The sequence below is a fragment of the Marivirga lumbricoides genome (assembly GCF_014636295.1).
In the GTDB taxonomy this organism is placed as follows: Bacteria; Bacteroidota; Bacteroidia; order Cytophagales; family Cyclobacteriaceae; genus Marivirga; species Marivirga lumbricoides.
Window position 1 is genome coordinate 1 of record NZ_BMEC01000002.1, and the last position, 14956, is coordinate 14956.

Sequence of the window (14956 nt, forward strand, 5' to 3'; positions counted from 1 at the left end):
TAAGTAATCTTGCGGTTGGAAAAGCTCTTGATCTCTCATATATTGCAGTGTTAATTGTGATTAGACACTACAATTTAACAAATCAAAAACCCCGAAAAAAGCTTTATCTAGCTAATTTCGGGGTTTTGTTCTATAGATTAATACAGATAACTACCTCTCTTTTAGTGGGTTTTATTTAAAAGTGATGCCCTAATTATTTAGCTAATCTTTCTGGAAATTCTCCATTTCTCTGAACGCTCTTCTTTTAGCTGCTCATCAAGCACCTGATACCGAGATGATTGGCTAATAAATTCAGGTAGGATATTTTTCATTTGTAATATCATTCCTAACTCATTTTCATTTATTAGTAAATCATAAAGCTTATTAAGCTCTTGCAAAACCTGCTTATGATTCATTCTGTGAGTTTTAGAAATCATTATTTTTTCATGGTGAGTCGGCAGAGTGGTATCTTTATTACTCAACAATTCCTCATAAAGTTTCTCTCCCTCCCGCAATCCTGAAAATTGTATCTCAATGTCGGTGCCTACCTCAAAGCCTGAAAGGCGGATCATTTTCTTAGCCAGATCCACTATCTTCATAGATTTCCCCATATCAAATACGAATATCTCTCCCCCAAAACCCATTACTCCAGCTTCTATCACCAATTGGCAAGCCTCAGGAATAGTCATGAAATAGCGCGTTACATCAGGATGAGTAACAGTTACAGGACCTCCTTTTTCAATTTGTGCTTTAAACAATGGAATAACAGACCCATTAGAGCCTAGTACATTGCCAAATCGGGTGGTAATGAATTTAGTAACATTCGCGCTATCATCCTCCTGATAATCATTTAAGGACTGAACATAGATTTCCGAGATACGCTTTGTGGCTCCCATTACGTTCGTAGGATTTACAGCCTTATCGGTAGAAACCATTACAAATTTATCTACCTGATGAGCTACTGAAAGATCCGCTAGGTTTTTAGTACCAAAAATATTACAAGCTACTGCTTCAAAAGGATTAATTTCCATCAATGGCACATGCTTATAGGCAGCTGCATGATACACTATTTGAGGCTTAAATTTCTTAAAAATACTATTTAGCCTTCTTCTATTGGTAATATCCATTACAACTGGAATGATTTCAACACCTTCAGCTTCTTTCATATTTTGAAGCTCAATATCAATAGCATACAGAAAGGATTCCGCCTGATCAAGAATAATTAACTGCTTTGGATATTCCTTGAGAATTTGTTTAGTAATTTCTGAACCAATTGATCCGGCAGCACCCGTAATAAGAACCACTTTATTCTTAATGCATTCACTTACTTTCGGATTGTTTAATTTAATTGAAGCCCGCCCCAAAAGATCTTCTATTTTCAATTCTTTAATCTGATTCATGCTTAGTTCACCATTCACCCATTTATCAGGTGAAGGCACAGTTCTAACTTTAACATGCGCTTTTAAACATAAATCTACCAGATCATTTTTTCGATCAACAGAGATATTAGCAATAGCAATTATTACTTCACTAATAGCATGTTTCTTAAGAGTTTCTTTCAAGTTGTAGCCAGCATCATAAATTGAGGTACCATTTATTACCTTCCCTACTTTCTTAAGATCATCCTCTAAAAATCCTACCACTTTTAATCGCGCATTTGGATCGTAATCGATCACTTGCTTAGTAATGATCCCATACTGTCCTGCACCGAAAATCATTACATTTTTCCTATGCCTCACCGCATCGCGGTAGTAAGAGAACAAATTTTTCACCATTACGCGGTAAAAGAAGAGCATTAAAACTGCTACCGCTAAGCTGATGATCAATACAGAAATAGGAATAACCACACTCCCATTAAAAAAGTAGTTAGTGTAACTCACAACACCACTAAGAAGTGTACCTAAAAGAGTTGTAAAGGAAATTCTTAATCCGTCTTGCAATGACGTATACCGAATAATACCTGCATAACTTTGGGTAAGAAATATAGCTAAAAGGTGACAAATGGTATATAGAATTATACCCTCTGTGAATTTAAAAGCTAAGACTTCTGTAATATTAAAATTAAACCTAAGAAGATAAGCAAAAACTATAGATGCCAGCAAAAATGAAAGATCAATTAATAGGATGATCCATCTCGGTAAAAAACTTATATTATTAATCTTCTTAATCATTATTATACAAATATACTGTATTTGTTAAATATTATATAATTTTTATTATTTTTTCAACAACACTTTCCTTTTGTCTATCTGATAAAGAAGAGCCTGATGGCAAACATAAACCTTGCTTAAAAAGCTTCTCGGAAACTCCATTCACATAAGCTTTACAATCTTTAAATACTGGTTGCAGATGCATTGGTTTCCATAAAGGTCGTGTCTCAATATTCGATTGCTCGAGCTTTTGTCTCATCGTCTCATTATCAAATGAAAATTGCTCATTCAGCAAAACACAAGTAAGCCATCTATTAGAAAAAGTCCCTTTCCCTTCTTCTAAAAATGTAAAGCCATGATGCTCCAGCTTTTCCTTATAAAAAGAATAGTTAGCTCTTCTTTTATCAATCCATTGATTAAGAACCTGCATCTGCCCTCTTCCAATACCTGCTGAAATATTGCTCATCCTATAATTATAACCAATTTCAGAATGCTGATAATAAGGTGCAGGATCCCTGGCCTGTGTGGCTAAATAACGTGCCTTCTCAATCCAGGTTTTGTTTTCTGACATTAATGCGCCACCACCTGAAGTAGTTATTATTTTATTACCATTGAAAGAAAACACACCAAAGTCACCAAAGCTACCTGCCATCTTACCATTTACAGAGGCCCCCAGCGCTTCAGCTGCATCTTCTACCAATGGTATCTCATACTTTTTACAAATAGCAGCTACTTCTTCAATTTTTCCGGGCATTCCATATAAATGAACAAATACTACTGCTTTTGGCTTTTTCCCTTTCTCTATATAATCTTTAATAGCTAGCTCTAATAATTCAGGATCCATGTTCCATGTTTCCTCTTCGCTGTCAACTAACACGGGAATAGCCCCTTGATAAGCTATTGGATTAACTGTTGCAGAAAAAGTAAAGCTTGAAGCCAGTACTATATCGTCCTTCTTTATGCCTAGTATAATAAGTGCCAGATGGATTGCGGCAGTACCTGAACTTAAGGCTGCAGCATGTGAAACCTTCGAGTAAGCTACCAGATCCTGCTCCATACCGTTTACATTGGGCCCCAATGGTGCAATCCAGTTTTCATCAAATGCCCTTTGTATAAAATTGATCTCCTGCCCGCCCATGTGAGGAGCGGATAAATAAATACGTTCTTCCATTTATATATCCCCTAATTGAGGCCTTAAAACTATTTCTTCAACCACCGTTCTGTCTGACATCTGAAAAGCTGACCATACAGCTTCAGCAACATCCTCGCTCTTCATAAACCTTTCTTCCGGCAAATCTACGCCTTCCCAACTTGCTGTAAGGGTTGCCCCTGGTAAAACAGCAGTAACCTTAATACCTTTATCTTTTAATTCTTCTCTTAAACATTTTGTAAATCCTTGCATGGCATACTTAGTAATGCTGTAAGAACCCCCACTTGCATATGCAGTGATTCCTGCAATACTACTCATCGAAAATATATGCCCCTTTTTATTCTTTATCATATTAGGTATCAAACTTCTCGTTAAATAATACGCAGAAAAGAGGTTAGTATTCATCATCAACTCAAGATTACCTTCTTCCTCATCTGTAATACTACCTGGAATAAACACACCTGTGTTATTAATTAAAACAGTAACATTATCAGTTAATTCAGATACATATTCGGAAAAAGACTGCACTTCGGATTTAAGTGAAAGGTCTGCCACCTTAAAGTACATCTCACTTTTATAGTTATCTTCAATAGTAGCTTTTAAATTGATCAAATCTTTTTCATTTCTTGCACAGGTTATTACTGCATATCCTGCCTTTGCAAAACGATGGACCAGTGCTTTACCAATGCCCTTTGTGCCACCTGTTATCACTACAAACCCCTTCATTTCAGTAAATATTTTATCTATCGATTAATTAGTATAATTTTGATTATTAATCCTGTGGCGAAACTAATGATAATTATTCAAGTTAAACAACCTTATAAATTAAGAAAGAGTTAAATCGAAAGCGCAACTCCTATTATAAAGTACATTGTGAAAATTTATTTACCAACATTTTCAATTTACCTTGCTGATTATTATAAATTCAATCAATTTTAGAACTGATTATGGCAACAGGATCGCAAAGTTAATCAAACATCTGATTCTTTTGCTTTAAATGAAATTGATATGTTTAATGAAGCACATGAAAGAATAGCTTCGTAAATTGATAAGAAACGTTTCAAAATTCGTCTTTTGGTTAGGAGGAGATTTACCACTACTCCACAAATAGGAATAAATTAAAAGAAATAAAAAAGTTACAGGTATGGCTAAAAAAAGCTTATTTGTTCAACTCAATAGTAAAATTTAGATAATAGTAAATGAAATCATTCGGATCGTATCTTATATTTTTAGGGACCATGTTTGTAAGGAGAGAAAATTTCTCTTCATACTTCAAACTAGTCATCAGTGAATGTCACAGCATCGGGTGGAACTCATTGATAATAGTAGCAATAACATCTACTTTTATGGGGGCTGTAACAACAGTACAAACAGCCTATAATTTAGTAAGCCCTTTAATCCAAAATTATGTAGTGGCCCAGGTTACCAGGGAAATGGTAATTCTCGAACTAGCTCCTACCATAACAGCTATTGTAATTGCCGGCAAGGTGGGGTCTAGCATGGCAAGTGGATTAGGCACTATGAGAATATCCGAACAAATTGACGCATTAGAGGTGATGGGAATCAACTCTATCTCCTATCTGGTATTGCCGAAAATTATAGCGGCTATGCTTATGTATCCGCTTCTTGTAATATTAGCAGGATTCCTCTCTCTTTACGGAGGTTACTTAGCAGGTACTATAACCGGCATTATCACTGAAACTGAATACGTATATGGTATCAGAGTTGGCTTTAATCCTTTCACGGTTTCTTTCGCTTTGATTAAAGCCGTGGTTTTTGCTTTCTTAATTTCTTCCATTTCAGCTTACCAAGGGTATTATACTACTGGTGGAGCATTAGAGGTAGGGGTTTCCAGTACCAGCGCAGTAACAAAAAGTGTTATTGCAGTTCTTTTAGCTGATTACTTATTAGCAGAATTATTATTAAATTAAGTATATGATTGAGGTTAAGAATATATCCAAAACTTTCAACGGAACACAGGTTTTACACAATATATCAGGGAAATTTGAAAGAGGGAAAACCAACCTGATTATAGGAAGCAGTGGTACAGGAAAAAGTGTATTACTTAAATGTATAGTAGGTTTAATTATTCCTGAAGAAGGTAAAGTACTATATGATGGAAGAAAATTTCTTGAAGCCGATAAAGAAGAAAAAGCACAAATGAGAAGAGAAATCGGCATGCTATTCCAGGGAAATGCCCTTTTTGATTCCAAAAACATAGAACAAAATGTGATGTTTCCGCTTGACCTGCTAACAGATATGAGTAAGAGTGAGAAAGCAGACAGGGTAAATAATGTGCTGGAGCGGGTAGGTTTGGAAAATGTAAATAAGAAAATGCCCTCTGAAATAAGTGGGGGTATGAAAAAGCGTGTAGGCCTTGCAAGAGCCATCGTTAATGAAATTAACTATTTATTTTGTGACGAACCGAATTCAGGTCTTGACCCCCGCTCTTCACTGTTAATTGATGAACTCATTCAGGAGATTACGCATGAATTAAATGTGACCACTATAGTTGTTACACATGACATGAATTCAGTAATGGGTATTGGCGAGTATATCATGTACCTTGCCAATGGAAGAAATGTTTGGGAAGGAAATTCTGACACGATAATTTCAGCTGATCAAGAGGATTTGCAAGACTTCATATTTGCAAGTAAGTTCATGAAGAAATTAAAGAAAACCTTGTAATATGTATTTCGCCTAAGCTATTCTTTATCAGAAAAGAGCAGAGAGTTGTACTGAACCATTGTGTATTACAGAGGTCTCTGTAGATTTTCTACCCCCATATTGTAAAACCATGTGAAGGTCACCTACTATTTTCTGACGCAGTGAAACATTCCAGATATAATTTCTCCCTGCGCGCAAGCCTTCAAACATCTCATACGCTAATGGACTATAATTATCTGCCAAATTGGATTTCACCTGCACCAGACCAATTTTGCTTTCGAAAATCCCCCCACTACTTTGTATGAATTTATTTGACATACTCAGCTGATCCACAGTCACATTTCCACCTTTCACTTCATCAGGACTATCCTTTGAATGGTTTTCATAACTTAATATAGTACGCCAATTCTTTGAGCCCTGCCAGTGTAATTGAGGGTTTATCAGCTGAGAAGAATAAGAAAAGTCACGTTCCGCAACTACTTCAGAATAAGACTTATTGTACCCACTTCTATATGTGGCCATGATATCCCAAGCACTTAAAGCATTCCAACTACCACTTACCTGATAGGCTTTGATTTGATTACCTTCAAAACCACTCATTAACAATTGTTTCCTTTCTGAATCTGTAATTCCAAAATCAAGGGAAGCTTTACCTCCCCTATTATAGAAAATATTCCATTTTAAAAACTGCTTACCGGACAACACATCCTTGGTGCCAGTATTAGACATAAAAGGTGACATTCTCTTTTCCCAACTATCATAGAGGTTCTTAGTTTCTAAATTTGCCTGAAATTGGGAAGAAAATCTACCCGCATATCTTAATAAGCCTGAAGACTTCTTCCAGCTATTTGGCGTTCTTAAGTTAAGCTGGTACCGAGCCGTATTAACATAGGCAGTCTGGTAATCATCACCCATGGTGAGGATTTTAATGAAATTGCGATCACCATATTCCGTCTGATCTTCAAAAAATTCATTGAGCTCTTGTTCACCATTCCCATTCAAATCGGACCATGAATGAGTACCCATTCTTCGTGCTACTTCTCTAAAAAAGTAATTTCTTTCAAGCACTCTGCCTGTTCCCGTTTGATAGTACAATGATTGCACAATATTTCCATTCCACAATTCAGCAGACCATTGAACAGCTCCCTGATACAAATCCTGTGCATCTGAAGACTCATGGGCTGCTTGAATATTACGTCTTAGCAAAGTTACGGTAAAACCATTATTGTATCCATAATTCAATCCAGAGGTAACCTGTGTGGTTTGTGATTTCTCCAGAAGTTGAAACTCGTGATCAAAAACCTGGTAATTTGATCGAAAATCATGGGAAATTTTAAAATTCCAGTGGGAAGAATCCTGCTTTTGAAGATAGATTTGATGTGTATTAAAATTCATAAAGCTGCTAATTATTGAATCTTGCTGAAAAGCTGAATGTTTCTCCGATTGAAATCTATAACCAGGATTTATTTTCCATCGGTTGTAGGACAAATCCATCAATGCCTTAAGCCATTGGGTATCATTTAATTCTCCTGAACTCTGCATAAAAAATAAGTCAGAATTAAGCTTCCAATTACCCATGTATTGATATTGAAAATTTTGTTGATGACCTTGACCAAAGTTTTCCTTTTCCCTCCAATAACTTTGATAGGTAAGGTGCTGGCTCTTATTGGAAATTTTCCCTCCAAATCCAACCAGATGTTCTCTTCCTGCAATATAATTTCCAGTTTGTTCTACCCCCCAGTTTCTGTTAAAATCAACTGATCGGAAAATTTGAACAGGCAAAAAAGCAGAATCAAGATATTCATAGCTTAGCTGATATTGATAAAGGAAATCCTTACCTGAAAATAGTTTGCGGGGATTACTTTTGTAAGCCAATGAAAAAGCTTTTCCAACATTTTTAGACGCTTGGGGGTTAAATCTATTGTTAGTTTTTTCAGATGAAGCAAAATCGAATGAGATTAGATCATTATTTTTTAGCTTATAGTCAGCACCTAATGCTAAAACTCTTTGCTTTCTAGGAAGAGCTACCTGCTTTAGTGGCTCATAATTACCTTGAGGAATGTCATTTATAGGTGCTACCCACTCATAAACTACTGCATTTTGCTCACTGGAAGCAATAATATAGTTCCCTTTATTATCTCCCACCAGTGAGAAATTAACCTGATAAAGAGCAGAATCTCGGTGAGATGAGTAGTAATAAACATCATATTCGTTTCCCTCTTCAATCACCTTTTTCTTACCATAGAGTATTTTTCCTTCCTGATACCCTATACTATCTACAGCCGGAATTCGGCCCACATTTGCATTTGCATCTAAGTTAGATATTGCCTGCATATCATCAAAAGAGAGGTCATAAAGAGCTCTATTCGGTTGATCGGCCTCCTGAAACACCGAAGCTCTAATAGAAAGCCTATCAAAGCTTTGTTGGTGATTAAAAGCTGTCACATTTCTTGAATATTGCTGGTCGGAGTATTCAAATTCGATTTGAATTCTACTGAATTTGTTGATGTAAATTGAAGCATTAAAAGTAATCTCAGCAGCATTATAATCAATCACATAGTCATTCTCTATCCCTCTCTGCAACAACTGACCATCCAGGTATACCCGTTCTGATCCCGCTAAAAGAAAAATAAATGGTTCATTTTGAGGACCTTTTATCCTGTATGGTCCCAGTACCCCTTCTATTGGCTGCAGTAATTGCATGCCAGCTTTACTTCTGGAAAATGAGCTAACAAGTTCTGTATTAGATATAGCTGAATCAAAAGATAGTTTAGGTGTAGAAATACCTACCCCCTGAACTTGTCTGTTATAACGCAGAAAATGAGCCTGAGGAGCCGATTGAATGATTATATCACCGCCTTGAAGTGACCAGTTTTTGTGCTTCAACTGAACATTTACCCTATCAAAATCTTGTAACCTCTGTGTATTTCCCTCTGGTTCAAAAGGCATTTGTTGATCAGTTAATCTGGCCTGCAACATCAGATCATCAGAAATTTTACCTGAAATACTCAGATCCATTACCGAATGCATAAAAACGGATTGACGCTGACCGGCAGAAACACTTCTTAAAAAAGCCCCTTCTATGTTTAAAGCGGAAAGCCCCAACACTTCTTGGGTGCTTTTGGTGTGATTATTTTTTTGTAGTTTCTCTTTAAATAAAACTGTGCTGTCATACAATGAAATTGAAAGAGGAGCTTTTACTACCGTTGATTTTTTCAACACGTAATTAAAGCAAACTTTATAAGTGCTCTGGGGTGTAGCTGCCTTAATATTGAGTAAGTGAGAAGTTTTATCATATTGAAAAGGTACTGAGTCATTGTTATCTGCCTGTACACTAATAGATGAGGGAAGGACAATTACTGAATCAGGCAAAAGTATAGCTGTCTGCTCTGTATGAAAGCAAAAATTCTGGGCTTTTGTAGAAAAAGCAACTACTGAAAGTCCAATTAAGAAAAATACTATTTTAAATGTTTTCTTTGTCAACCTACATCATACGCTTCAATTCCAAATAAAAAGTAGTACCAATACCTACCGAGCTCTCGAACCAAATTTTACCTCCGGCATGCTCCACACCTCTCTTTGCAATAGCGAGGCCAATGCCGGATCCTGTTTCCTTTGTAGTGAAGTTAGGTAAAAATACTTTCTGATGGTTTTCTTCAGGTATACCAACTCCGTTATCTGCTACTGATATTAATACTTTATCCTTAGTTATACTTACTTCTATTAATACTTCTGCCAATTCTACATCTTCTCTGCTTTGTAGTGCATTGATAATCATATTATTGAAAATTCGTTCAATAATTTTTATATCTACCCAAGCATAAACCTCTTCCTCAGGTAAATGAAGGTTAATATGGTTGTGCTGCGCATGAAAGAGAGCTACTACTTTTCTAAGAATTTCTGAAATACAAACTTTTTCATTATCCGGAATCGGCATTTTAGCAAATGATGAAAAGGAAGTAGCAATATCACTTAGATTATCTACCTGAGATAATATGGCTTTAATTTTTGCTGCAGCCTCAGGTAAAGGATTATCACTGCTCTCAAGCCTCATCTGAAGGTGTTGAAGAGAAAGCTTCATCGGTGTTAAAGGATTTTTAATTTCGTGGGCTACTTGTTGAGCCATTTCGCGCCAGGCAGATTCCTTTTCAGTTCTACTCAAAGCCAATCTACTTTTCTCCAGCTTCAGCAACATGGCATTATACTCAGAAATCAACAAGCCTATCTCATCATCTACTTTCCAGACAATAGGCTCATTGTTAGCTGCAAGGTTAACCTGAGCTAACTTTTCTTTTAATAAATTTAAAGGATTAGTAAGTATTTTCGTAGCTGCATAGGCTAAAAACATGAAAATGATAAAGGATGCAACAAAAATATTAAAAACATTAGTAAGTAAATCTGTTAGTAGCGCATCATATTCCTTATTGGATTTAAAAAAGGGGCTCGCCAGGATAGCAAGCAAATCACCGGTATCGTAAGATCTTATACCTATATAAGCAGACTTATAATTTAAAGAGCCTATTTCCTCTTCCAAAGTAATCATCTTTTTATTATCGAATTTGATGGTTGCGAAGGCCTCCGGATTCACATACTCAGAAAGTAATTTCTTCTCAAAAATCTGAGGTTGGGTAGTAACCAGAAGTTTACCATTAATACCATATATATTGATATCACTATTTACCACTTTTGTGATGGTTACCAGTTCGCTATTAAAATCTTCTTTAGAAATATAGCCTCTATTCAAGTCCATCACCAAATCTGTAACCTGCTCTGCCACACGCCTAGTTCTTTCCTCATAAGAAGTAACAATATCTTGTAAAAATGTGGAGTTAACAAAGCTGACAGTACTGGCACTCACAGAAATTAATGGGACTAAAAAAGCAAGGGAGAAATAAAGTTGAATCTTGGCTCCTAAACCTATGGAATCTGCTTTCCAGTATGCCTTTAGAAAATAGAAGATGGAAAAAATAAAGATAATAGTAAAGCAAAGGATGAAAAAGAATGAGAAGTTTGAGAAGAACCTGAATAATCCTTGATCTATAGTACTAAAAACCAACAACTCATTTTCCCCTTTTAAGGTTGATATTTTTAGCTTTTGCTCATGTTGCATGTCTTTGAAATTTTGCTCAGGAGAAGAAGCTTTAGAATCTATCACTTTGGGGAAATTTACTTTACCTACGCTGTAGGACAAAGTATCATTTTTATATAAAGCATAGTCGTAAGGAATCTCACTTACATTAGGAACAAATCTTTTATCAACCAATAGTTCAGGAAACACATTATCAGGCCTTATCTTTTTAAGAGTTAACTCTACAACTATAGTAGCTAAAACATAGTCGCTAATTTTGATTTCCAAAAAATAAATATACTTATTTCTTACCTGACTGCCTTCCGCAGTGCCTATAAGGTATAAATTGATTTCCTGTCTGTTATTAACAGTGCTTAGTTGACCTAAAGGATAGGAAGTAGCAAAAGAAGGAGAGCTTGAAGGGTATAGCGCTTGTCCACTTGCATCGTAAATAGTTATACTTTTTTCATACTTATCAAAATAGTCCTCACTTAAATAATACTTCTGTATTTTCTCTACTACTGACTTATAGGGCGTAATAGGTAATAAAAATTGTTTCCTGATGAATTGATCATTCCTGAGGTTTGCATCAATTTGTGTAAGTCTGTATTCCGCAAGTAAATCACTGTCATTCAAAATTCTATTACCAAGGCTGTTTATTTCATTTCGCTCAATCACACCCTCCATGTATTGAACAGAGTAAGAAGAAACCACAGAAATTACACTTACGAGCAAGAATAAGTAAATAAAGCTTAGAAAACTTAGTTTTAGTAAACTGTGTGCTAAATGCCAGTTATAAACTATTATGTTCAGTAAAAAAACAACAATTATTACTAAAAGAAATGGTGCATTTATCAGGAAAAAGAGGATGGAAAGCACTAGTAAGCCTCCTATCTGATCTCTCACAAAAGTATTTCTATCCGGAATATAGGAGCTATTCCATTGGTGAATAAACCTCAGGACTTCAAAAATGATAAGTCCGTAAATAATGAGTCCCGCGAAAGTTAAAAACTTAAATCCATTAAAATCAACACTGTTTGTAATATCCATTCCCCATTTGGAGTGGCGATATATTAATTCGATGAAGCCGTAAGTAAGCAACACAATTCCATAGCTAATAAACTGGAAAAAAACAGATTTTAAAATACCATAATTAAGCTGATGTTTGTAGGTAAGTAATCGAAGTTGATTTATTATGAAATAAACTGCAACTAAAAGAAAAACGGAATTGAGTAGTAATGTACCGAAAGAAGAATTAAGTGCAGAAGAGGCAAAATATTTCGGATCAAAAAGCCCCATCTCCTCCGACTGAAACGGTACATTTGCCAGCCATATTACTATCCTAACTATAAAAAGACCTGATATAAAGATAATTAATGGCAAAAAGCGTCTTGCATCTATTTTACTTTTAGCAAAAAACCACAACCATACAACCAGCAAAATAATAGAAAGTATCTCCAATATAATAATTAGCACATGAAGCCACTCCTTGTGATTTCTGAATTCATCATCCAGGTCAAGATAAAAAATAGTTTCCCCGGTTTTTAACTTTATCGGGAAGCTATCCCCAAACTCTGCTTGTCTTAAAGTAAAATTCGACTGCTTAAAAATTGCATTATTAAAAGACGACTGAATATAATCGTTATTAATGTCGTAATTCTTACGCAACGGAAGTACAAAAACCAGCATCACCTCAGTTTCAACTGACTTCCTTACTAAATAAAGAAACTGGCCAGATTTACGTGAGTGGAAATGCCAACCTTCAGTTGTAGACCTGTCGACTTGGGGAATTACTCTATCATCAGACCAATATACCAGCTGAGAACTTTTGAATATATAGAAAGGATATTCTGACTTAATTTTGTTAAGTTCCTGAAAAGAAAAATCTTTACTTTCACTTAAATAAGCCACTACAGAGGCTTCATCAGTTCTCACCTCAGCAATTTCAACCTGAAGATGTTGCTCTGTTTCCTTAACAAAATCCAGATAATTGTTTTCTAAGCTGGCATATAGCAAGCGTAAAACCACAATACATACGATTACAATAATACTGGAAGCTATTAAGCGATTTTTTTTCACACATTCAGATATTTTAACTCACACCAATATAGCAATAATCGTACTTGGGATTAAAATTGAGCAGAAATAATATAAATGTAAAAAAAAGAATTAATCAGATAGGGGAAATTAGATGAATGAAAATTTTAACCATATAAAACATATTAATTAGCAGTTCCTCTGTTTGCTGTAGAAAGAAGTTCTTTAATATTAATTTTTCCTTTACTCTTTTTGCTCTTCTTATACCAAAGAAAACCTATAATCATTATCAGAAGATAAGGCGCAGCAAATAAGTAAAGGATACCGTAATTCAAACCAGGAGCTATTCCTGCTTCACCATTATTTACGTTATTTTCTACAGTGGCTCTGCACATAGCGCATTGTGCAGATAATTGGTTTAAACCAAGAATTATAAATGCTATAGAAGTAAAAAAAAACTTTTTCATATGGATGACATCAACTTCATTTTAAACCTGAAATTACTCTTTTGAGTTCCACTTAATGAACATAATAAGGACTAATCATTAAGTAAACTATTACCCCTGTAATAGAAACATATAGCCATATTGGAAAGGTAAACTTCACTATTTTTTTATGTTTTTCAACTCTATTAGTTAGAGCAAAGTAAAAGGCAAAAAGAACAAAAGGCACTACGATTGCAGCCAATACAATGTGAGACAGTAAAATAATTACATAAACCCCTCTTTGAAACATAATCCCACCTGTCTTCTCTGCTTCTTCCAACACACCATTCCCATTTACATCACCAAAAATTGTTGAATCAGCTGCAGCATGGTAAATAACATATGAAATTAGGAATAAGCTTCCCAGCCCAAAAGCAATTGACATCATTGTTTTATGTGCAGCAATGTTTTTCCTAAGTATAAAGAAAAGGCCTAAGATTAAAACAACAGAAGTAATACTATTTAATGCAGCATTTAAATGAGGTAATACATATACCCAATCACCCGCTCCTTCCAGCTTTTGAGGAGCGAAAATCAAGACTGCTACGAGGGCTGGAACAATTATTGAAAGTGCCCATATTAACCCGGTATAAGATTTAGAGGTCTGTACTTCAGTTTTCATTTGGTCTATTACTTAACAATATTCTTATTTCTAATATCAATCTGTCTACATCTTTTGTTTCCAATCCATCATAATAACCTCGAATATCCAGGTTTTCATCTACAAGTACTAAAACTTGTTCTCTTCTGAGCTCCATTTCTGATGGATGTCTGCCCTCCCATATGGCTGTAGGCAAAGCAAAATAACAGTCAGCAAAGCTTTTGTAAAGCACTGTATCTATTTCATAAGTCTGTGCTGCTTCAGATTCTAACAGCTGTTGATCGCTTAAAACACTACCACTTAAATAAAAGGAATGAACTTTCACAGAACCTTCATCAGACAAAGTAGCTACTAGCCGGTTAAGTTCATTAATCAATTGCTGATTATCTGCTTCAGGATTTGGGAAATTCACCATATTTATATTTCCCTCTAAAATTTCTGAAAGTACTGCGCTATTACCATGCCATGTAAAGGGTTCTGAAACTTCTTCCAAACGCTTAAACTCCGCACAATGATCATTGCCATCAGCAAAGTATACAGGTAAGTCAAATTCATTATTACCGAAATACGTCAGAAAAAGGTAAAGTATAACCGGAAGGCTAAGTACAATAAGAAGAACTGCTATCTTTTTTATCTTCATTTGTGTGTAACTATTCCTGCTGAAAAACTTCTTTGATTGTGGAAGAAAACATCAATTCATTTCTTTCCACATTATGCCCAAATCGCACTACTCTCAGGTTCTAAAAGAAATACGAAGGCTTATTCGCTAAATTATATAAAAAAATCAGGCCAATTGCTCAGCCTGATCTTACAGTTTTG

10 protein-coding genes are annotated in these 14956 nt (G+C 35.3%); 2 read left to right on the forward strand and 8 right to left on the reverse strand.

The features are described 5' to 3' along the window. Nucleotides 1–197: 197 nt before the first annotated feature. Genes IEV85_RS02730 through IEV85_RS02740 form a run of 3 tightly spaced genes read right to left on the reverse strand, consistent with a single transcriptional unit; the run spans nucleotide 198 to nucleotide 4005 of the window. A complete protein-coding gene (locus IEV85_RS02730) occupies nucleotides 198–2150 on the reverse strand; it encodes a polysaccharide biosynthesis protein (RefSeq protein ID WP_188460270.1) in 1953 nt (650 codons plus the stop codon). Between the two features lie 31 nt (nucleotides 2151–2181). Next, nucleotides 2182–3300, reverse strand: a complete 1119-nt coding sequence (locus tag IEV85_RS02735) for a DegT/DnrJ/EryC1/StrS family aminotransferase (RefSeq protein WP_188460271.1) — start codon at nucleotides 3298–3300, stop codon at nucleotides 2182–2184. Beyond that, nucleotides 3301–4005, reverse strand: coding sequence for an SDR family oxidoreductase (locus tag IEV85_RS02740; RefSeq protein WP_188460272.1), 705 nt, complete (start codon nucleotides 4003–4005; stop codon nucleotides 3301–3303). A gap of 473 nt (nucleotides 4006–4478) precedes the next feature. On the opposite strand from IEV85_RS02740, the gene IEV85_RS02745 reads away from it, so the two are divergent. Beyond that, complete coding sequence (locus tag IEV85_RS02745) at nucleotides 4479–5210, forward strand: MlaE family ABC transporter permease (protein WP_188460273.1); 732 nt, start codon at nucleotides 4479–4481, stop codon at nucleotides 5208–5210. A 4-nt stretch (nucleotides 5211–5214) separates the two neighbouring features. Then, nucleotides 5215–5967 carry an ABC transporter ATP-binding protein gene (locus IEV85_RS02750; RefSeq protein WP_188460274.1) on the forward strand — a complete coding sequence of 251 codons (753 nt, stop codon included), beginning with the start codon at nucleotides 5215–5217 and terminating at the stop codon, nucleotides 5965–5967. 27 nt (nucleotides 5968–5994) lie between these two features. On the opposite strand, the gene IEV85_RS02755 is transcribed toward IEV85_RS02750, so the two are convergent. The 5 genes from IEV85_RS02755 to IEV85_RS02775 all read right to left on the reverse strand — a co-directional run bounded on the left by IEV85_RS02755 (nucleotide 5995) and on the right by IEV85_RS02775 (nucleotide 14777). Next, nucleotides 5995–9429 (reverse strand): hypothetical protein, encoded by a 3435-nt coding sequence (locus IEV85_RS02755; protein ID WP_188460275.1) that lies wholly within the window; start codon nucleotides 9427–9429, stop codon nucleotides 5995–5997. Nucleotide 9430: 1 nt separating this feature from the next. Then, entirely contained in the window at nucleotides 9431–13093 is a 3663-nt protein-coding gene (locus IEV85_RS02760) for an ATP-binding protein (protein WP_188460276.1), read from the reverse strand. Nucleotides 13094–13236: 143 nt separating this feature from the next. Further along, complete coding sequence (locus IEV85_RS02765; protein WP_188460277.1) at nucleotides 13237–13518, reverse strand: hypothetical protein; 282 nt, start codon at nucleotides 13516–13518, stop codon at nucleotides 13237–13239. A gap of 52 nt (nucleotides 13519–13570) precedes the next feature. Next, complete coding sequence (locus IEV85_RS02770) at nucleotides 13571–14158, reverse strand: DUF420 domain-containing protein (protein ID WP_188460278.1); 588 nt, start codon at nucleotides 14156–14158, stop codon at nucleotides 13571–13573. Further along, a complete protein-coding gene (locus tag IEV85_RS02775) occupies nucleotides 14148–14777 on the reverse strand; it encodes a hypothetical protein (RefSeq protein WP_188460279.1) in 630 nt (209 codons plus the stop codon). Before IEV85_RS02775 ends, IEV85_RS02770 begins: the two co-directional genes overlap by 11 nt. Between the last annotated feature and the right edge of the window lie 179 nt (nucleotides 14778–14956).